Below are 20,002 nucleotides of genomic sequence, written 5' to 3'. Positions count from 1 at the left end.
CGAGCCCTCGCCCCGGCTTCAGAGCTTCAGCATCATCCGCAGCAGGTACATCAGCAACGGCAGCGCACTCAGCACCGCGCCCACGATACCGATCCAGGGCCAACGCTCGCCCCGCACCCGCGACGCCACCGCCAGCCCGCATCCCACCAGTGCCGAGCCCAGCACACCCACCCCCAGGCCCGCGGCGATGCCATTGCCTCCCGCGGCCACCGCCGCCTGTGCCGCAAGCGTGCCTGCAGCCCACCCCACGACCAGGCCCAATCCACTGGCCACACCGCACCACGGTGCCTTGTCCTGTGCCATTGCACGCGTCCTCTTGCCGAATTTCTGTACGGGCCACGCCCGGCTGCTGCCTACACTAGCCGCACCTGCCTCGTCGGGACATCCCATGCGCGCGCTTCGCCTGCTGCTGCCCGGTGCCCTGCTGCTGTTCACCGCCTGTGGTGGCGATGCACGGCTGCCGTTCTCTTCTGATGCCCTGCAAGGCTGCTTCGCCACCAGCCCGCGCAAGACCGCCGATTTCCGCATCGAGCGCGAAGGCAGCCAGTACTTCGTTTCCTTCAACCGCGATGGCCAATGGCAGCGCGACCCGAACGGGCTGCACAAGGCCACCTCCAGCGAGATCAGCCGCTACTTCCGCGACGATGCGGCTCAGATCGACAGCGCCGTGATCCGCATGGCCGGCGGCTTCGGCCTCTTCCACTTCAACAGCGGCGCCACGCTGAAGGGCAAGGCCAGTGACAGTGACTACATGGCGCTGATGCTGATCGGTGCCGGGCCGGTGTATGCGGTGAAGTGCGATTGATCGAAGTGCAGGGATTCAAGCGGATGAGGAAAGTTTCAAATTCGACCAGGCACAACTTCGGTCACAATCAAGATGCCGGATATTGTTGAGCCTACTGTCTCCGCAACCATGAAACGGAGACTCACACATGAGCAGACGCGCGCGGATGCTATGTTTAGCGGCGGCCATGGCTGTACCTGCGTTCGCAGAAACACCCTTGAGTGTCGACAGAACGGAGTTGGACTCCAAGGGCGAGATCATCATCGTTCGTCGTACAACCTGGCCAGACTTCGACGGAGCACACATCCAGGTTGACCAGCATCTCAAGCCAGATGGATTTGGACGCCTGATCTATCGATACAGTGACCAGTCGGAAGCCACCAAGCTCTATCATCAGGCCTTCTGCGCCTCGATGGATATGGAACCGTCTCAGGGGGAAGGGACGATTGAAGGGCCGGCGGCGGGCTGGGTATGCACTCGTGAAAATGCCCCCGGCAGCTGCGTTGGGATCCAACACCGCTCTTTCTATCCTTCATGGCAGCTGCGGTACCATGCCCTCCCCCGAACCGCCCGATGCCTGCCGTGCCCCACTACACCGGCCCTCTGCTGACCCGCGACAGCGCCGACGCCCTGCGTCGTGCCCATGACAAGGGCGCGCCCGAGTGGCAAGGCTCGCTTGACCTGGGGCGCAGCCAGGACAGCGTGGGGCTGGACGCGGAAGGCTTCCATTTCCGCGGCCAGCACTACCCCTGGCCGGGCAAGCTGAAGGACCGCACGCTGTACTACTGGGAGGGCGAAGACTTCGCTCCCATCTCACGCTACAGCGGTTCACTGATCAAACTGGTGCCTACCGAGTGGGGTGCGCCGACCTTCGAGATCGACGGCATCAAGATGCTGCCCACCTCGAAGCTGTCGCCGTTCGAGGACGCGCGCCGCAAGGTCGAGCTGGTTGCACCGGCGGGCAAGGCGCTGCTTGATACCTGTGGTGGGCTCGGCTACTTCGCCGCCTGCGCACTGGAGGCCGGCGTCGGCCAGATCCGCTCGTTCGAGAAGAACGCCGACGTGATGTGGCTGCGCACGCTCAACCCGTGGTCGCCCGATCCCGACTCGGCCGCTGCCGGTGGTCGCCTGCACTTCAGCCAGGGCGACGTCTCGCAGCAGATCGAGCAGATCGCCAGCAACAGCGTCGATGCGATCCTGCATGACCCGCCGCGCTTCGGCATCGCAGGCGAACTGTATTCGCAGGTGTTCTACGACCATCTCGCCCGCGTCCTGCGCAAGGGCGGCCGCCTGTTCCACTACACCGGCGCGCCGAACAAGCTCACCAGCGGCCGCGATGTGCCGCGCGAAGTGGCCAAGCGCCTGGAAAAGGCCGGGTTCAAGGCCGAGCTCGCGCTGGACGGCGTGCTGGCGGTCAAGCGCTGAGCGCTACTCCGAATCCACCTTCGCCAGCGTCATCACCCACGCCGGCACCACCGGTTCGCCGGCATAGAAGTCCTTCGGCTTGTTCTCGGCCATCGCCCAGCGATGCAGCCAGCTCGGGCCGTAGCGGCCGTTGTAGCCTTCCGCGCCGCGCGCATAGGCGGGGTCACGCATGGCTTCTTCCAGCGTGATGAAGCGGTAGCCGCGCCGCCGGGTGGCCGCCACCAGTTCGGCGAAGGTGGCCGCGTTCAGTTCATTGGCATGCATCAACCAGACCTGCGGCAACGCATAGCCCAGCAGCGCCTGCGACTGCCGCTCGTAGTAGTCCAGCTTGTTGAGCATGTACGGCACATAGCCCTTGCGCAGCTGCGCCAGCGTAGCCTCGCGGGCTGCGGACGGCGGCTGTTCATTCATCACGTTGGCGTAGGCGAAGGCCCAGACCCATTCGCCGTTGTCCACCGTCACCGGCGCCACGCGGTACCCGTGGTCGCGGAAGAATCCGTCCATTGCCGCGCGGTCCTCGGCGGTCCGGCCCGCACGCAGATACGGATGGCGCATCCACTGTGGCCGCTGGCCGCGCTCGGCCAGCAGTGGCCGCAGCACCTGTTCGCCACGCAGGAAATCCTGCTGGAAGGCGGCTACGCCCTGCGCATTGAGGTCCATGTGCGAATAGGTGTGGTTGCCCAGCCCATAACCCGCGTCGAGCCAATCGCGCAGCATCTGCACCCGCGCCGGCTGCACCTGGCCATCAACCTCCAGCTTGTTCTCGTTGACGAAGCCCACCACCGGCACATCGGCCTGGCGCAGCTGCGCCATCAACGCCGCATGGCGCGTCTGCAGATCCGCAGGCAGGAGGGTGTCCACGCGCGCCCACGGCAGATCATCAATGGTCACCGCGATGCGCCGGTCCACCTCCGCGGCGTGCACCGCCAGCGACAACAGCAGCAACGGCAGGGCACGCAGCCACGTACGCATAGACCATCCTTGTGTCGGCAGGAACGCCGACTGTAGCCCAGCGCGCGAGCGCCGTCAGCGCCCCTCTTCCGCAGCCGCGGCCCGCCACAGCGCAACACCGCCTACCATCGCGGCCGTCAGCAGCGCCACCAGCACCAGGGCCAGGTCATCCGGATTGCGCTGCAGCGGCGCGTGCGCGCGGGTGAAAATATGGAAGACCACTTCCTGGGCCTGCTCCAGTGGCATGCGTCCCTGCTGGGTCAGATCGACCAGACACGCCGTCGGAGACAGCCTGACCACGCTGTTCCACGCGTCTTCGTACAGATGCAGGGTCCACGCCGCCAGCGCCATGGCGCTGGCATGCAGAGCCATCAGCCCCAACGCGGTGGTGCGCAGGGGCCGCCGTACCCGGTGCCACCAATGCACGCAGATGGCCATCGCACCCAGCAGTGCGAGCGCCATGCCCGCTACCGGCAACCACCGCAGCGGCTGCCAATCATCCAGTGCGCCGGCACGCGCCATCAACACTTCGGCCATCCGCAGTCGCGCCGCGGGGTCCGGGCCACCGCAGGCAGCCGTCACCGGCTCCAGCAACAGATCCACACGGTGATGGAAATAGCCTGCGGCCAGGCCAAGGCCCAGCACGGCGACCACCTGCAGCAGAAGCAACATCAGTCCCGGGGCGCGCGTGCGGCCCTGAGGGAACGGAGTGGATGTCATCGTTACACTCGTGTCGGCGGTCTGTCATCGTAACCAAGCCGATCACGGCTGTCGGCTGGCGGATGCGACAACACGTGTGCTCGGCGGTACGATGTCCACCGAGGAAGAGCCGTTGCATGGAGTGCGCTGGATGCTGACGCTGTACCTGCTGGTGCATTACGGCACCGGCCTGTTGATGATCGCAGGGGCGGCCTACGCCGTGTCGCGTGTCATCCAGACCCAGCGCGCCAAGCTGCCACCAGTCACGCAATCCCTGCTGCCTGCGGCCACACCACCGCGCCGTCGCGAACGCAAGGCACTACGGCGCCTGCAACGTCGTCATCCGCAGTGGAGCTACCCCGTTGCCGCACCGGTTCCCCGCCGCTGGTACTTCGTCGGCTGTATACCGATCTTCGCCACGGCAGCGGTATGGGCCGTCGCCATGCCGGACGGCGCGCGCTTCCAGGTCATGGTTGAAAGCACCCTCGGCTACCCGGCGAGCATCGCCCAGGTGCGCCTGCCCGCATCCCGGCACGCCGCGCTGTTGCAGGCGTGGCAGCCTGTCATCGCACAGGGCGCACGCACGGTCGAGATGGACTACACCATCGGCCGCCCACCGCTGGCAATCCAGTCGCGCGACGTTCTGCCGGTACAGGTACGGCAGCAGGGTGACCTGCTGCAGGTCGCGTTCGCACAGCCGATGCAGACACAGCGGCTGCAGGCCGCACTGACCGCGCGGGGCGCTCTGGCCGCCGGTGCGGTGCAGGTCCACCCACGCACGTTCGCGCCTTGGCGCGAACGCGGTTGGACGCCCCTGCTCGCCCCTGCACCAGCGGGTCGCCCAACGCCGCGCTAGCCGCGCGGCAGCTTGGCCGCCCACATGTTGTCGACCAGGTTCGGATAGGGTCGCCCGTTCTCCTCCGCGCGCTGCCGCGCCGCCTCCTTCTGTGCAGGCGACAACGGCTGCGACTTCTGGCCCTTCGGGTTGGGCTTCTTCCACGGTGGCGTGCGGGTCTGGCGCATGCGACGAGTGTAGAGGCCGGTTACTGCTTGAGGAAGTTCAGCAGCGCCAGATTGAAGTCGTCGGTGTGGCTGGTGTTGCAGCCATGCGGCGCGTTATGCAGCACCACCAGCTCGCTGCCCCGTATGGCACGCTGGGTGCGCTTGCCCGAGCCCTCCAGTGGCACGGTGGCATCACTGTCGCCGTGCAGCACCAGGGTGGGAACGCTCACCTTCTGCAGGTCGCGACGGAAGTCTGTAGTGGCAAACGCCTTCATGCAACCCAGCGCCGCCGCCTGGTCGGACTGGTGGCACAGCGCAATCGCCGCCTGGCGCTCGGCCTCGGTGACCATCAGCTTCCCGTTGGCGCTGAAGAAATCGCGGGTGAAACCATCGAAGAAGGCTTCGCGGTCGTGTTCCAGGCCGGTGCGCATCTCGTCCGCCTTGTCCTGGGTCAGCGGGCCCTCCGGGTTATCGTCGGTGCGCAGAAGGTAAGGGGGCACCGCAGCCGCGAACACCACACTGTGCAGGCGCGCCTCGCCGTGATTGGCGATGTAGCGCGCCACCTCGCCGCCACCCATCGAGAAACCGACCAGCGTGACCTCCTTCAGATCGCGCTGCTCGATGATGCTGGCCAGATCGGCCGCCAGCGTGTCGTAGTCATAGCCGTCGGCTGGCTTCTCGGAGCGACCGAAGCCACGCCGGTCATAGCTGATCACGCGGTAGCCCGCATCCCGCAGGATCGGCACCTGATCCTTCCACGCCTCGGCCGAGAGCGGCCAGCCATGGATGAGAATGACCGGGCGGCCCTCACCGCCGGTGTCTTCGATGTGCAGCCGGATGGGGGAAGCAGGCATGGGAACTCCTGGTGAAAGGATGGCACCAGCCTAGGCAGCGCCGCCTGTGGCGACCGTGAGGGAATCCGCCCGCGCCATGACATGCCCTACACGCCTGGCGCCCGGCACCCGCACCCGGAATCCGGCCGTTCGTACCCGGCAGACGCGGCTTCGTCGCACGCGTGCGCCGACCGCCCCCGCAGCGTGCCACTGTGCGCCCGACATCCACGGAGACGCGCCATGCTGTTCGCCCTGCCCCTGCTCGCCGCCGGCCTTGCCGCCAGCCCGGCCCCGTCAGATACCCTGCGCGAGCAGATCCGCCAGGCCGATACCCAGCTGTTCGCGGTGGCGTTCGAGGCCTGCGATGCCGATCGGGCCGCGGCGATGACCACCGAGGACATGGAGTTCTTCCATGACAAGGACGGCAAATCGGCCAGCAGCCGCGAGGACTTCCGGCGCAGCGTGGCCCGCATGTGCGACAGCGCGCGCCAGGGCGGCTGGCGCCTGCGCCGCGAATTGGTGGACCGTTCGCTGCAGGTGTTCCCGTTGCACGATGAGCGTGCATTGGAGATGGGCGACCATCGCTTCTACGAACGCGGCAAGGACGGTGTGGAGCGGTGGGTGGGGCAGGCGCGCTTCGTGCAGGTGTGGCGACGCGTGGACGGCACCTGGCAGGTGGAGCGGGTGATCAGCTATGACCACCGCGGGGTGGATTGAGGTTGGGGGGGCAAGCGGCGGAGGGTCCACGCCGCCACTCTGGCGCCCACCTGGCGAGATCCCATGCCTGTAACAGGTGGCCGCGCTCTCCCAGCGCGGCCACCTCCAGCCGTTACAACTGGATGCGCGCCACGCTCTCGTTCGCGTCCTTGGCATCCTTCTCGCCGTTCTTGATGCTCACGTACAGCACGTTGTTCTTGGCATCCAGCGCCAGGCTGTTCGGGTGGGTCGGCACCGGGTAGGTGGCCACCTTCTGGTAGCTCTCACTGTCGTACGCGGTCACCGTGCCGCCATCGCGGTTGGTCACGTACAGACGCTTGCGCGGTGCGTCCAGCAGGATGCCCAGCGGGCCGGCGTCGGTCGGGATGCTGGCCAGTTCCTTGCCGGTGGTGCGGTCGAGCACCAGCACGCGTTGGCCCGGGTGCTTGCTGGTGAAGCCCGCGCTGCTCTTGGTCATGTAGCTGCGGATCATCTCCGAGCCCTGGTCTGTCACGAACAGGCGCTTGCCGTCCGGGTGCAATGCGATGTTCATCGGCTGCTCGGCGCTGATCTTGTGCTGGGCCACCACCTTGTTGGCGTCGGTGCCGACCACCACCAAGTCGGCCAGCAGGTTGCTGGTATACACGCGCTTGTTGGCGGCATCCAGCGCCAGGCCCGGCGCCTTGGCGTTGCCGAGGCCCGGAATGGTGTTGATCACCTTCAGGGTGGTGGTATCGACCACGAACAGCACGCTGCCCTCGCTGGAATGGCCGGTGACGTACAGACGGTTGGCCGGGCTGTCGACCACCAGCTCGCGCAGGTCGTGGGTGTAGGCGGCCTTGCCGTCCTTGCCGACCTTCTTCTCCATCAGCTGCACGATGCCGATGGCGTTGTTCTGGGCGGTATCGACCACGGTTACCGAAGTATCAACGGTGTTGCCCACGTACAGGCGGTTGTGTGCGTCATCCAGCACCACGCCGAACGCCTTGCGCTCCAGCGGGATGCGGGTTTCCACGGCCAGCGTGGCCGGGTTCAGGCGCAGCACCTGCGACGGGCCGGCGTCATCGCCGAAACCACCGGATGAGGCGACGAACACGGCGTTCTGGGTGGGGCTGTACGCCAGTTCGTACAGGCCCTTGGCGATGGCCTGGCGCTGCACGGCAGCGGGGGTGCTGGCGGCGGGCGCGTTATCGGCGAAGGCCGCCGGGGCGCCGACGCTGAGCGAGATGGCAAGGGCCAGGGCGGCCGAGCGGAAAGCGGAATGACGGAACATGCGAGCATCCTTGAAAGGGCACGGAAGGGTGTCCTGGCTCGCTGGGCCGTACGAAGACGGCCGTTCCGGCGTGTGCGCACGGAAAGGCTGGCTGGGTTAGCAGGGGGAATGGTACCAGCTGGGGGGCGTGGCGTGCGGCTGCATCCGTATGGCAGACGCCCGGACACTGCTCCCTCAAGCGGAGACGATCGGTCACTTGAGCTTGGCCGCCGTTGCGGTGGCGGTGGCGATGGCCGCCTTATCATGCCCCGGGTCGAGGCGATCAAACGACTTGCCACCCACCCGGCCATCGGGTTAAGGGTCGCCTCCCCTCGGCAAGTGACCGCCACTCACCCGCTCAAAGGTACAGCCAGTGCTGCCTTCTGGAGGGTGCGACGATTCTCTTCATCAATGAGGAGACATTCCGCGTACGTCTCGTTGAGTCGAATCACTTCCTTCTGCAGCTCCGGGATACCAGTGAGGATGGCGAGGTGCTGGCCAGCCATCATCGACAGATTGTTGCTCATTCGTATGACGTCCATCGCCAAGAGCATGGGGAAGCCATCACGACTTCGACTCAATGCGTGTACCCCTGTATGCACAAATGAGTTCAGCGGCCTCCAGGCATACGCCTTCAGTTCGATGAGATGTGGCAGCAGGTTGGCCAGAAGGGGGACCTGCATCAATGCCTCCAGCATCCTCGACAGCATCGGCAGCCCCTTCTCGTCTGATCCGGCTTCCGGTGGCCGGGACAGCAGCGCGATCTGATCTTCGAGTGCGCAGTGCTCAATCCAAACGGATCGGGTGAATGCCTCGTACTGGCAACGGAATAGCGCCATGGCCGAGGACCCCATGCCTGTCCCCATCAGTACGCGAAGCGCCTCCCCGTGTTCAATGCTCAGCAACGCTGCGTCCTTGGACGCCAACAGTCTGGCAGACTCATCCGCAGGGGGATGGTCTACGGTGGAGAGCATCGCTTGATTGAGCAATGCGGATCGATTGAGCAGGTCTTCCATGGCGATGACTCCTGATGTCGGCTGGCGCAGCATATCCAGCGAAAGAACCGGTCCACCAGACCGGGTCCGGTGCCTCATCCCATTCTTTGGGACCCACTGCAGCCGTCCTCCCGATCCTGCTGGAAGATAAGCATGGCCAATGTCGGCGCCGCATGGCTGGAAGGCTTCGATAAGGAACTTTTCTATCTGTTCGCTATCGACCTTGGCGATGCCGGCGTGGATGAGCACCTGCTGGGCCGCTACGCGGATCTGCCGTCGCGCGAGGCGACGCTGGCGTTCGGCAGCGACTACGCCTGGAGCGCGACGATGCCTTGTGGCCGCGACCGGGTCTGGCGTCGAAGCGATAAGCTGTGTCGCAATTGACCCAACTCGCCTACCGACGCTTTGAGCTGAGTGTCGCTTCTGGAACCTCACACGGCGGCAATCCGTGCTTTTGGGAGCGCATTCGGGCGGTAACTTAACAACGGGCGAAACCGCTGCACTGCAAGGCTTCCGCTTTGCGCGTGCCATGCAACAATGCCGTAAGCGTCAGCATCTGTGGCCCCTGTGGCCGACGATTTCTTGGCATTTCGCATTAGTGCGGGTACATCTTGGGGTGCCACCGAAAAAGGGTGGCGCGGGACTCGAAAACCCGCCCATGTACCAGATGTATGCGCTTGCCGGCCGGCGTCACCATTTGTGTGGCGCCGGCTGGCAATCCGTTCGCGTTCTATGGCGGGCGGTGCGTGGGGATCTTCGGATCCGCCGGTCTGGTACATGCCGGTTTTCGAGCCCGCACCGTCCGCCGCCTTTACTGGTGGCGCTGCTATCTGTCCTGTACGGAGCATTGCCATGAGCAACTCGGATTACCGTTCCCTGCACGCGCTATACGATCCGGACAACACCGAAGCCGAGCGCGAACCCTCCCCCGATCCCAACTCCTTCGTCGCCACGCTGCGCCGCATCGGAACCGGTGCTGCGGCGGATGGTCAGCCTTGGCCGGAACGACATCAACTGCCTGGGCGTTGCCTTCAGCTAGCGGATGCGGACTGCGCCGTGGCCGGTCTGCGTGTGGTCGCGGAGTTGATGCTGGCTGCGGAACGGACTCGGCAGAACGGCCCGTCCGAGGAGTACGTGGGGGATCGGGTGATGGAAGGGTTGAAGATGGCGTGTGTGGCGTTGACGGCGCAGGTGGCTGATCGGTTGCAGGTGCGGGAGTAGCGTTCGTTGCGACCCGCCAATGAAGCCTCTGCACTCCACCCCGGCGCTGGCCGCGGTACTGCTGTGCGTTGTACTTGCAGACACGCAGCTTCCCCACGGCATGCTCGCAGCCAGAACATGCCCGAAGGTCTCTCATGAGGACTTTGCAGTCATGCGTGCTGGTGCGGCAGAGATTGCTCAGGATGTCTCTTCACGGAGGATTGGCTTGCAAGCGCCACACCCTCGAAGTGAGTACTTCGAGCTCAGCGTTCATGGCCAGTTCTTCGCGTTGATAGACAACTCGTCCTCATACTTGCTGATCATTTCGCAGACCGATGAGAGCGCTGAAGCAGAACTGCTACGGCGCTTCCTCTCGGAATGGTGTCCCGGCGCAGCGCACACATCGCCTTTATAGCGAGTTGCCGGCGAACCGGCTCCCTGCATCTGGTGCCCGCGCGCTCCTGCACATCAGGCAGCTGTTCATCCGTCTCACCGTCTGCGACAGACTCCTGCAAGCATCGCAGTGCTGCCCCGCCCGCCGGCCGACCTGAGCGACGGCCAAGTCCTTACCTTGGATCAGGGCAATCCTCGATTTACCCACTTCTCCCACGGGAAGAAATTGGACATACTGTCCTCCGAATTCCCGGAGCACCCATGAACGCGTACGAACTGATTGACCTCTCCCTCCAGCGCTTCAGCCCCAAGGAGGTCGCCCAGGCATTGGGAGTTGATCCGAAGACGGTCCGTCGCTGGCAGCTGCGCGAAACAGAGCCCAAGCCCTACATTGCCGACGCGATCCGCCAGCGCCTTCTGCCGTTCGGCGAACCACCGTCCGGAGAGGGCCAGTTCCGCTTCATCGACCTTTTCGCCGGCATCGGCGGTATCCGTACCGCCTTCGAAAAACAGGGCGGCCGCTGTGTGTTCACCAGCGAATGGGACCCGTACGCGGTGAAGACCTACAAGGCCAACTTCCACGACGGCCCCGACCATGTTTTCGCCTCGGACATCACCAAGGTCCACGAGAACGACGTGCCGGACCACGATGTGCTTCTGGCCGGCTTCCCCTGCCAGCCGTTCTCCATTGCCGGCGTATCCAAGAAGAACTCTCTAGGGCGGCCCCACGGCTTCTCCGACAAAACCCAAGGCACGCTGTTCTTCGATGTGGCCCGCATCATCGATGCCAAACGCCCGCGCGCATTCCTTCTGGAGAACGTCAAGAACCTGATGAGCCATGACAAGGGCCGCACGTTCTCGACCATCATCGACGTCCTGCAGAACGAACTCGGCTACCACGTGCATTACAGGGTCATCAACGGCAAGCACTTCGGCCCGCAGCATCGGGAGCGCATCATCATTGTGGGCTTCCGCGAAGAGACTCCGTTCACCTGGGAAGACCTTGAGCTGCCTGACTTCGGCATCTCGCCGCGCATGGGCTCGGTCCTGCACAGGCAGGACGGCAGCGAAGGTGAGGGCCAGCCTTACATCGACGGCCCCAAAGGCAAAGTGCTCGACAAGTACACGTTGTCGGACAAGCTGTGGGACTATCTGCAGAACTACGCCGCCAAGCATCGCGACAAAGGCAATGGCTTCGGCTTCGGCTTGGTGACGCCAGAGAGCACCTGCCGCACGCTCTCAGCCCGGTACTACAAGGACGGCTCCGAGATTCTGATCTCGCAGGGTGCCAGGAAGAACCCGCGCCGACTGACTCCACGCGAGTGCGCTCGCCTGATGGGCTTCGACGACAACTTCCGCATCCCGGTTTCCGACACCCGCGCGTACAAGCAGTTCGGCAATTCGGTGGTCGTCCCGGTCATCTCGGAAGTCGCCCGGATCATGCTTCCCCATCTGGTTCAGCAGGCTGCTTCCAAACCGGCGAAGAAGAAGGCCAAGGGCTGACCTTGGCAGACAGCCTCACCCCGGAGCAACGGTCCGCGCAGATGTCGCGGATACGTGGTTCGAACACGAAGCTGGAGGTCCTAGTACGCAAGGGTCTCCATGCCCGGGGACTGAGGTATCGCCTGGGTGGTGCAAAGCTGCCCGGCAGACCGGACATCGTGCTTCCAAAGTATCGGACGGTTGTATTCGTCCACGGGTGTTTCTGGCACGGGCATGACTGCCCGCTCTATCGGCTACCCAAAACCCGCCCCGACTTCTGGCAGTCAAAGATCGAGACCAACCGGAATCGAGACAGACGCGTCAACGGTCAGCTAAAGTCGCTAGGATGGCACGTGATTGAGGTATGGGAGTGCTCACTTCGTGGCCTTCCTCCGGATAGGCAGAGTCTGGTACTAGACCGGATCGCGTCTGACGTAAAAAAGGCAAAGCCTTGACTGGCGCCAGTAGGGGGTAGCATGAAACAGGGAAGTCTGTCGGAGTATTTCCAAGGTGTAGCCGCCAAGCGGCTGACTGAGGTGGAAGCCAACGTCCTCAAGTCCAATCAACACGAGTTCAACGGCGTAAGAGCGCTGCGCGAGATGTTGGGTGAGCCCGACCAGCGAGTGCCTTATCCTTCGAAGATGATGTACCTGAGCGACGGAGAACCCGAGCCAATCGTGGAGGACGCCGTGCTTACATGGTACGACGCGCGGCAGAAAGCTCGCGAAGAGCGCGGCGTAATGCGAGATGAGTATCGGCTGTACTTTCCAAGCACTTCGGTTTCTGCAAACTTTAGCGCAGGTGATGTTCTGATCATTGCCCTCTGCCAAGACCGATCCCTGCTTGTAATAGTTGCAAAGAGCGGATCCAGCATCGGACAACAGATTGAGTGGCTGTTTGGCGTGGACACCAGCGGCTCGGGTTACATGCTCAGATCTGAAAATGACTTCGACAGACAGCAGCTCGGCTTCGCATCACGCCTGATTCTCGAGAGTATCGGTCTGGACATCGGCTGGCTTGATGACAGTCATCTAGATGAAATGATCACCCTCTTTGGGGAGTCCTTCCCTACCACGCTGCAATTTTCAGCATTCAGCCGATCAAAGTGCACGCAGGTTGATTCACTCGAGGACCCTGATCACGCGCTTATGGCGTGGATGGAGAAGGAAGAGCAGTTGTTCCGTGCACTTGAGAAATACATCGTATCCAAGCGTCTGATGGAAGGGTTTGTGTCTACGCATGGCGAACCGGACGTCGACTCCTTCGTCTCCTACTCGCTTTCAGTGCAGAATCGCAGAAAGAGTCGCGTTGGGCTAACGCTTGAGAACCATCTCGAGCATATATTCAGGTCCTACAAACTTAAACACTCCCGCACTGCCAAGACGGAGAACCGTTCAAAACCGGATTTTCTTTTCCCCAGCCAAGAGAGCTATCATGACGCAACGTTCCAGGCGGATAAATTGTTAATGCTTGGAGTCAAGTCGACATGTAAAGATCGGTGGCGCCAGGTCCTTGCCGAGGCCGATAGAATTCCAAGCAAACACCTCCTCACTCTAGAAGCCCCAATTTCGGTCCAGCAGACTGATGAGATGCGTTCCAAGAGTCTTGCACTGGTCGTTCCAAGGTCGCTGCAATCGGCCTACACAGCTGATCAACAAGTACATCTTTGGACACTTGGAAATTTTATAGCTCTAGCCCAGAGCCTCCAATCATAGCTCGAACGTCAAATTTTCTTAATGAATAGTCACAATCAATCATGCGGGCATATTTGAAATGACGCCATACCTAAATTTGAATGGAAACTCCAATGTAGTTTCATACGATGTCACAAGCACCTCAATTCATGTCGTGTTCGCGAGCGGAGCTTGTCGGAACTATCTATATGACAACAACAAGCCGGGATCAGCAATTGTCGCCCAAATGAAGACCCTCGCAAGCCAAGGCCACGGACTGAATTCATTCATAGCCAAATCCGTAAAGAATAACTACTCAAAAAAATGGTAGGCAAACCAAAATTCTCGACTAAAAGGCAGCGTCAAGCTGCCTTTTCTACATGAGCGCAGGCAGCACCAAGAAATAATTCTTGAATTAGATCCAACATCCATTCATCTGCCTTGCAGCCTCCAAGTCAATTTGAAAATACGCCCCACCTGAAAATCACTTGAAGGCCTCAGTAGAGCGTAAGGATCCGATGAGAATTAATCGGTATTGAATCGCTTCCTCAAAGCAGAAGACGACTGCAAATCAAATCTCTTGGGGTAGCCCAAATATCTATCACTATTCGACGACCAGCGTAGTGCTGCGTACCCGCGGGCCAAGCGATGACCCACGCAACGATGATCGATAAGCGGAGGCTCCCCAAGAAAATCAACGAGAAGCAATTTCGCCATGTATGTCACCCATTCGCCCGGCGATAGCAAAGCTAACGAGTAACCGAGGAAACTACGCCCACTCGTAAAAGGAATCGTCTCGTCGTAGATCTTGTGGCCAACAATATCTCTGCCCCTCGTCGAGAAAGAACCTATCTGCCTGCCCCACAAAATCAATCATTGGGAATAGCAAAAAAAAGGGCGGCACTTGGCCGCCCTCCCTTTTCTTAAAGCGCCAGGTCTCAAACCCCAACAGGATTAGCCTTCTCCGGATCAATCTTGTACTGCTTGATCGCCCGGGCCACATCCTTCGCGGTCATCTTCCCTTCCTTCGCCAGCGCTGCAATCGCGGCATGCGCGATGTAGTACCGGTCAACCTCGAAGAAGCGACGCAGGTTCGCACGCGTATCCGAACGACCGAAGCCATCCGTACCCAGCACCGTGTACGACATCGGCACGAACGCGCGGATCTGGTCCGCATACGCACGCACATAGTCGGTAGCGGCAATCGCCGGGCCCTGGCGGCCTTCCAGCAGCTCGGTCACGTAGGCCTTGCGCTGCTCGCCTTCCGGATGCAGGCGGTTGTGGCGCTCCACATCGAAGCCGTCGCGGCGCAGTTCGTTGAAGCTCGGGCAGCTCCAGATATCGGCGGTCACGCCGAAGTCCTTGTCCAGCAGCTCGGCGGCGGCGATGGCTTCGCGCAGGATGGTGCCCGAACCCAGCAGCTGCACGCGCAGTTCGCCCTTCTTCGGCTTGCCGGCGTCGGTCAGCAGGTACATGCCCTTGACGATGCCCTCGGCTGCGCCTTCCGGCATGTCCGGGTGGGCGTAGTTCTCGTTCATCAGGGTCAGGTAGTAGTACTCGTCTACCTGGTCTTCCATCATCGCCTTGGTGCCGTGCTGCAGGATCACCGTCACTTCGTAGCCGAAGGTCGGGTCGTAGCTGCGCACGTTGGGGATGCCACCGGCCACCAGATGGCTGAAGCCATCTTCGTGCTGCAGGCCTTCACCGTTCAGCGTGGTGCGGCCGGCGGTGCCACCCAGCAGGAAGCCGCGGGTGCGCATGTCGGCAGCCTGCCAGGCGATGTCGCCCACGCGCTGGAAGCCGAACATCGAGTAGTAGATGTAGAACGGCAGCATCGGCACGTTGCTGACCGAGTAGCTGGTACCGGCGGCCATCCACGAGCTGATCGCGCCCGGCTCGCTGATGCCCTGCTGCAGCACCTGGCCGCTCTGGTCTTCGCGGTAGAACATCAGCTGGTCGGCGTCCACCGGCTTGTACTTCTGGCCGAACGGCGCGTAGATGCCGATCTGGCGGAACAGGCCTTCCATGCCGAAGGTGCGGGCTTCGTCGGCCACGATCGGCACGATGTGCGGGCCCAGCTCCTTGTCGCGCAGGGTGATGTTCAGGCTCTGCACGAACGCCATGGTGGTGGAGTAGGTGCGTTCGCCGCTGCTCTTCAGCAGGCGCTCGTAGGTTTCCAGCTTCGGTGCGTTGAAGCTCTTGTCGGCCTTGCGGCGGCGCTGCGGCAGGTAACCGCCCAGTGCGGCACGGCGCTCCTGCAGGTACTGCACTTCCGGCGAGTCCGGGCCCGGGTTGTAGAACGGCACCTGGCCGTCCTTGAGCTGCTCGTCGGTCACCGGAATGTTGAAGCGGTCGCGGAAGTGCTTGACGGCTTCGTCGTCCAGCTTCTTGGTCTGGTGGGTCGGGTTCAACGCTTCACCGGCGCTGCCCATGCCGTAACCCTTCACGGTCTTGGCCAGGATGACGGTCGGCATGCCCTTGGTGTTCACGGCCTGGTGGTAGGCGGCGTACACCTTGTGCGGGTCGTGGCCACCACGGTTGAGGCGCCAGATGTCGTCGTCGGACAGGCCGGCGACCATCGCGGCGGTCTCCGGGTACTTGCCGAAGAAATGCTCGCGGGTGTACGCGCCGCCGAAGGCCTTGCAGTTCTGGTATTCGCCGTCGACGGTTTCCATCATCAGCTTCTTCAGGACGCCGTTGGTGTCCTTGGCCAGCAGGGCATCCCAGTAACCGCCCCACAGCAGCTTGATGACGTTCCAGCCGCCGCCGCGGAACACGCCTTCCAGTTCCTGGATGATCTTGCCGTTGCCGCGCACCGGGCCGTCCAGGCGCTGCAGGTTGCAGTTCACCACGAAGATCAGGTTGTCCAGGCCTTCACGGCCGGCCAGGGCGATGGCACCCAGGGTTTCCGGCTCGTCCGACTCGCCGTCGCCGATGAAGCACCACACCTTGCGGTCGGACTTCTCGATCAGGCCACGGTTTTCCAGGTAACGCATGAACTGCGCCTGGTAGATGGCGGCCAGCGGGCCCAGGCCCATCGACACGGTCGGGGTCTGCCAGAAGTCCGGCATCAGCCACGGGTGCGGGTAGGAGGACAGGCCACCGCCGTCCACTTCCATGCGGAACTTGTCCAGCTGCTCTTCGCTGATGCGGCCTTCCAGGAAGGCGCGGGCGTAGATGCCCGGGGCGCTGTGGCCCTGGATGAACAGCAGGTCGCCGGGGTGGTTGTCGCTCGGGGCGCGCCAGAAGTGGTTGAAGCCCACGTCGTACAGGGTGGCGCCGGAGGCGAACGAGGCGATGTGGCCGCCCAGGTCGCCCGGCTTGCGGTTGGCGCGGACCACGGTGGCCATCGCGTTCCAGCGGATGATCGAACGGATGCGCCATTCCAGCTCGGCATTGCCCGGGCTCTTGGCCTCGAACTGCGGCTCGATGGTATTGACGTATTCGGTGGTGGGAGAGAACGGCAGGTAGGCGCCCGAACGACGGGTCAGCTCCACCATGCCTTCCAGCAGCTGATGCGCGCGCTCGGAGCCCTCGACATCAATAACGGCCTTCAACGACTCGATCCACTCCTGGGTTTCCACAGGATTCGGGTCGTTGTTCAGCACCTCGTTCAACCAGTTCATTAGCGCTCCCATAACCGCACGCACGCGCGCGACTGTTGTATAGATATCTAGACCGCAAAGTGTAGCGCACCAAGGGCTTTCGTCACTTGGCTACGCTGGCGTATGGACGCATGCAGCCAGTGTCCGCAAGGCATGTCCCGCCTGTCTTCGGCGGGCCAGCAGGCGCGCTGCAGGCCGCTGCGGCGGGCCTTGGACCGCTTCGGGCACGTCGCGATTGCCCGCCTGGTGCATGTGCAGAACGAAGTGTTACCCAGGGCGATGACCGTTGTAGGGCACGGCCGACCGCGTGTGGGCCTACGCCGGGGGCACCGCAGCTGAATGACTGATGCGGTGTCGCGCCCGGCTCTGGACCGGGCTGCGCCGGCCGCGCAAGGTGACGGCGAGTGTTGGCACTGCCGCAACGGCCCGCCGTCTGGCTGCCTCGCTCCCTTCCACAGTGGTCCCCGGGGCGCACCGCAAGGGCGCCCTTTCTGTGTACGTGGCCCAAACGCGGCACGGTTGTGGCCGGATCGATGCTTGCCGGCGCCTGCCCTATCGATATATCGTTTCGATACTCGTTACCGATATATCGAAATGAGCCGTTCCCCTTCCCCCAGAACCCGTTCCAGCGAATCGGCCGTGCCCCGCCGCCATGGCCAGCCACGCGTGCTGAGCCGGGGCGACCTGCGCCTGCTGGTGCTGGCCCTGATCGGCGAGCAGCCGCGCCATGGCTACGAGCTGATGCAGTTGATCAGCAACCAGTTCCTGCAGGCCTACACGCCCAGCGCCGGCACCATGTACCCGCTGCTGGCGAGCTTCGAGCAGGCCGGCTGGGTGGCATCGGAGGAAGTGGATGGCCGCCGGGTGTTCCGCATCACCGCCGCCGGCGAGTTCGAGCTGAAGGTGCAGCGCACCCAGGTGCGCCTGGCCCAGCGACGGGCCTTCGATCGCGCCCGCGAGATCACCAAGGCATCGCTGCCGCCGCCGCTGGCCAGCGCCCTGCGTGACTTCAAGCGGGCGCTGGTGCATCACCACGGCCGCTGGGCCGAAGGCGAGGCCGAGCAGGTGGCGGCGCTGCTGTCGCAGGCATCGGCACTGATCAACGGCACCACCGGTAGCGAGCCCACCTCTTCAACGACCCAGCCAGACTGACTCCAGCCAGGTCTCCCCCTACGCCGCGCCCCCTGCGCGACACCTTTACAGGTATTCCCATGACTGAGCATCACAACGCGCGCCTGCGCCTGGATGTGAGATTCCGCGAACTGACGGTGCTGCGCACCGAGGTGGTCACCCCGCACATGCGCCGCGTCGTGCTGGGCGGCGATGATCTGGCCGGCTTCGATTCGCCCGGCGCCGACGACCACATCAAGCTGTTCTTCCCCAACGCCAGCGGCGAAATGGTGCTGCCGGTGCTGACGGCCGAAGGCCGCAGCTACCCGGACGGCAAGCAGCCGTCTCCGGCACGCGACTACACCCCACGCTGGTGGGACCACGACGCCGGCGAACTGGCCATCGACTTCGTGCTGCACGACCAGGGCATTGCCGGGCCGTGGGCTGAACGGGCGCAGCCGGGCGACACGCTGGTGATCGGCGGCCCGCGCGGCTCGTTCGTGGTGGCCGACAGCTACGACGCCTACGTGCTGATTGGCGATGAAACCGCGCTGCCGGCCATTGCCCGCTGGCTGGACGTGCTGCCGGAGGGCGCCGAGGTGCAGGCCTTCATCGAAGTGAGCGACGAAGCCGAGCGTCAGGACCTGCCGCAGTACGAGAACGTGCAGATTCACTGGTTGGAGCGCAATGGCTTCCCGGCGGCCAGCAGCACGCTGCTGGAAGACATGCTGACCGACTTCGAGGCACCGGAGGGCGACACGTTCTACTGGATCGCCACCGAATCGCGTCGCGCACGGATGATGCGCAAGTTCATCGAAGGCCATCTGGGCGTGCCGCGCGACTGGATCCGCTCGACCGGCTACTGGAAGGCGCACCCGGACGATACCGACGGCGACTGAGCGCGCCGCGCTGGCCTCAGTCTGCGTGAGCCGGGCATGGCCCGGCTCTGCAGCAGGCAGCCACCGGCATGCGCTCCTGTCGCCATCCGAACCGGTGCGCGGCCCAGATCTCCAGCGCCATCAGCAGCACAACGACCAGCCACGGCAGCAGCAGGCCGAAATACACGCCCGGCATCATGCCGTTGATCTGCGCTTTCACCAGCCGCAACACGCCGCGGGTGTGCAGCAGTTCGTCCACGCGCATCGTCAGCGCTTCGCGCACCACCGTCGGCTCCACGCCCAGCACACCGGCCTTGTCCACCAGGGTGTCTTCCACCAGGCCGCGCAGCACGCCTTCGCGCACCTTGCCGATCACCCAGCCACTGGCGCGTGCCAGTACGCCGTCACCCAGGCGATCCAGTACCGGCAGCGGGTGTTCGCTGAGGTAGGCCGAGGCGACCGCTTCGGCCACATCGCCCACCGTGCCTTCGCTGTGCAGCGCATCGCGCATGCGCGGGTCGTCAAGCGAGTCGGTGAACCCGTGGCTCCACTGGGCCACGAGCGTCTGCAGATGCGGCTGGAAATGGTCCATCTGCTGGAGCAGCGCGCGGTGCGCGCCCGCGGTGAAACCCAGCTGCAGGCCGAAGAAGGCAGTGCCCAGCGGCAGCAGCAGCGCGTAACTGGCCAGCAGCCAGTGATGCCCGCGCCTGCGCCGCTGCAACCAGCCGCGGCGGCGCAGCGCGTACCAGCCGGCCAGGCCAACCATGAGGCCCAGCAGCGCGCCCAGCACGCTGCCCACTGCCAGATCGAGCACGCTCAACCCGGCCCAGAATTCGTTCAACCAGTACTGCACGTCCTGCATGGCCTTACCTTCCGTGGATGAAACAGCAGGCGATTGTAGGACCGGGTTCACCCTCGGTGGCTCTTCGGCCCATGCCACGGGGCCAGACCCCTTGTCCCACGGAGCGGCGCATGACGCCGGCATCGGATCGACCCGGGCAGATGCGACAATCGCGCTCCTTCC

General features: G+C 63.6%; 20 protein-coding genes and 1 pseudogene. 11 read left to right on the top strand and 10 right to left on the bottom strand.

The genetic code is table 11. The features are described from left to right. Positions 1 to 18: 18 nt before the first annotated feature. Positions 19 to 303, bottom strand: a complete 285-nt coding sequence (locus tag AC5P76_RS15975; protein ID WP_111186611.1) for a hypothetical protein — start codon at positions 301 to 303, stop codon at positions 19 to 21. Between the two features lie 85 nt (positions 304 to 388). On the opposite strand from AC5P76_RS15975, the gene AC5P76_RS15970 reads away from it, so the two are divergent. Together AC5P76_RS15970 and AC5P76_RS15965 are read left to right on the top strand one after the other, a co-directional pair. Next, positions 389 to 805, top strand: a complete 417-nt coding sequence (locus AC5P76_RS15970) for a hypothetical protein (RefSeq protein ID WP_111186612.1) — start codon at positions 389 to 391, stop codon at positions 803 to 805. A 561-nt stretch (positions 806 to 1,366) separates the two neighbouring features. Then, positions 1,367 to 2,209, top strand: coding sequence for a class I SAM-dependent methyltransferase (locus AC5P76_RS15965; RefSeq protein ID WP_065182578.1), 843 nt, complete (start codon positions 1,367 to 1,369; stop codon positions 2,207 to 2,209). Positions 2,210 to 2,212: 3 nt separating this feature from the next. Here AC5P76_RS15965 and AC5P76_RS15960 read toward each other — a convergent pair whose 3' ends face one another. Continuing rightward, positions 2,213 to 3,181: a polysaccharide deacetylase family protein gene (locus AC5P76_RS15960; protein ID WP_253119802.1), complete on the bottom strand. Its 969-nt coding sequence runs from the start codon at positions 3,179 to 3,181 to the stop codon at positions 2,213 to 2,215. 54 nt (positions 3,182 to 3,235) lie between these two features. Beyond that, positions 3,236 to 3,832, bottom strand: a complete 597-nt coding sequence (locus tag AC5P76_RS15955; RefSeq protein ID WP_253161724.1) for a hypothetical protein — start codon at positions 3,830 to 3,832, stop codon at positions 3,236 to 3,238. Between the two features lie 139 nt (positions 3,833 to 3,971). On the opposite strand from AC5P76_RS15955, the gene AC5P76_RS15950 reads away from it, so the two are divergent. Further along, a complete protein-coding gene (locus AC5P76_RS15950; RefSeq protein WP_155760172.1) occupies positions 3,972 to 4,715 on the top strand; it encodes a hypothetical protein in 744 nt (247 codons plus the stop codon). On the opposite strand, the gene AC5P76_RS15945 is transcribed toward AC5P76_RS15950, so the two are convergent. Together AC5P76_RS15945 and AC5P76_RS15940 are read right to left on the bottom strand one after the other, a co-directional pair. Further along, on the bottom strand, positions 4,712 to 4,882 hold the full coding sequence (locus AC5P76_RS15945) for a hypothetical protein (protein ID WP_164972344.1): 171 nt from the start codon (positions 4,880 to 4,882) through the stop codon (positions 4,712 to 4,714). The genes AC5P76_RS15950 and AC5P76_RS15945 overlap by 4 nt on opposite strands. Before the next feature lie 20 nt (positions 4,883 to 4,902). Beyond that, the gene (locus AC5P76_RS15940; RefSeq protein WP_253119799.1) at positions 4,903 to 5,715 is read right to left on the bottom strand and encodes an alpha/beta fold hydrolase; all 813 of its coding nucleotides are present in this window, start codon (positions 5,713 to 5,715) and stop codon (positions 4,903 to 4,905) included. 219 nt (positions 5,716 to 5,934) lie between these two features. On the opposite strand from AC5P76_RS15940, the gene AC5P76_RS15935 reads away from it, so the two are divergent. Next, the gene (locus tag AC5P76_RS15935; RefSeq protein ID WP_053518805.1) at positions 5,935 to 6,411 is read left to right on the top strand and encodes a nuclear transport factor 2 family protein; all 477 of its coding nucleotides are present in this window, start codon (positions 5,935 to 5,937) and stop codon (positions 6,409 to 6,411) included. Between the two features lie 112 nt (positions 6,412 to 6,523). Here AC5P76_RS15935 and AC5P76_RS15930 read toward each other — a convergent pair whose 3' ends face one another. Further along, a complete protein-coding gene (locus AC5P76_RS15930) occupies positions 6,524 to 7,663 on the bottom strand; it encodes a YncE family protein (protein WP_253119796.1) in 1,140 nt (379 codons plus the stop codon). A gap of 329 nt (positions 7,664 to 7,992) precedes the next feature. Further along, on the bottom strand, positions 7,993 to 8,658 hold the full coding sequence (locus tag AC5P76_RS15925) for a DUF6988 family protein (RefSeq protein ID WP_253119793.1): 666 nt from the start codon (positions 8,656 to 8,658) through the stop codon (positions 7,993 to 7,995). Positions 8,659 to 8,790: 132 nt separating this feature from the next. Here AC5P76_RS15925 and AC5P76_RS15920 point away from each other — a divergent pair. The 5 genes and pseudogenes from AC5P76_RS15920 to AC5P76_RS15900 all read left to right on the top strand — a co-directional run bounded on the left by AC5P76_RS15920 (position 8,791) and on the right by AC5P76_RS15900 (position 13,427). Further along, positions 8,791 to 9,005, top strand: a pseudogene (locus AC5P76_RS15920) (hypothetical protein). A gap of 484 nt (positions 9,006 to 9,489) precedes the next feature. Next, positions 9,490 to 9,858, top strand: a complete 369-nt coding sequence (locus AC5P76_RS15915) for a hypothetical protein (RefSeq protein WP_253119791.1) — start codon at positions 9,490 to 9,492, stop codon at positions 9,856 to 9,858. A gap of 633 nt (positions 9,859 to 10,491) precedes the next feature. Next, positions 10,492 to 11,733: a DNA (cytosine-5-)-methyltransferase gene (dcm, locus tag AC5P76_RS15910; protein ID WP_317233202.1), complete on the top strand. Its 1,242-nt coding sequence runs from the start codon at positions 10,492 to 10,494 to the stop codon at positions 11,731 to 11,733. Between the two features lie 2 nt (positions 11,734 to 11,735). Continuing rightward, complete coding sequence (locus tag AC5P76_RS15905; protein ID WP_262100729.1) at positions 11,736 to 12,167, top strand: very short patch repair endonuclease; 432 nt, start codon at positions 11,736 to 11,738, stop codon at positions 12,165 to 12,167. A gap of 21 nt (positions 12,168 to 12,188) precedes the next feature. Next, positions 12,189 to 13,427 (top strand): type II restriction endonuclease, encoded by a 1,239-nt coding sequence (locus AC5P76_RS15900; RefSeq protein ID WP_253119789.1) that lies wholly within the window; start codon positions 12,189 to 12,191, stop codon positions 13,425 to 13,427. A 483-nt stretch (positions 13,428 to 13,910) separates the two neighbouring features. On the opposite strand, the gene AC5P76_RS15895 is transcribed toward AC5P76_RS15900, so the two are convergent. Both AC5P76_RS15895 and aceE read right to left on the bottom strand, forming a co-directional pair. Then, positions 13,911 to 14,252 (bottom strand): primase 1D-like protein, encoded by a 342-nt coding sequence (locus tag AC5P76_RS15895; RefSeq protein ID WP_429000974.1) that lies wholly within the window; start codon positions 14,250 to 14,252, stop codon positions 13,911 to 13,913. 71 nt (positions 14,253 to 14,323) lie between these two features. Beyond that, positions 14,324 to 17,011, bottom strand: coding sequence for a pyruvate dehydrogenase (acetyl-transferring), homodimeric type (gene aceE / locus AC5P76_RS15890; RefSeq protein ID WP_065175416.1), 2,688 nt, complete (start codon positions 17,009 to 17,011; stop codon positions 14,324 to 14,326). Positions 17,012 to 17,584: 573 nt separating this feature from the next. Here aceE and AC5P76_RS15885 point away from each other — a divergent pair. Further along, entirely contained in the window at positions 17,585 to 18,142 is a 558-nt protein-coding gene (locus AC5P76_RS15885) for a PadR family transcriptional regulator (RefSeq protein ID WP_053520111.1), read from the top strand. A gap of 59 nt (positions 18,143 to 18,201) precedes the next feature. Beyond that, complete coding sequence (locus tag AC5P76_RS15880; protein ID WP_053520112.1) at positions 18,202 to 18,999, top strand: siderophore-interacting protein; 798 nt, start codon at positions 18,202 to 18,204, stop codon at positions 18,997 to 18,999. Positions 19,000 to 19,015: 16 nt separating this feature from the next. Here AC5P76_RS15880 and AC5P76_RS15875 read toward each other — a convergent pair whose 3' ends face one another. Beyond that, a complete protein-coding gene (locus AC5P76_RS15875) occupies positions 19,016 to 19,840 on the bottom strand; it encodes a hypothetical protein (RefSeq protein ID WP_253119787.1) in 825 nt (274 codons plus the stop codon). Positions 19,841 to 20,002: the final 162 nt, after the last annotated feature.

Source organism: Stenotrophomonas sp. YJH_SMC_36 (assembly GCF_059369935.1).
This window is presented reverse-complemented; position numbering and strand designations above follow the sequence as displayed.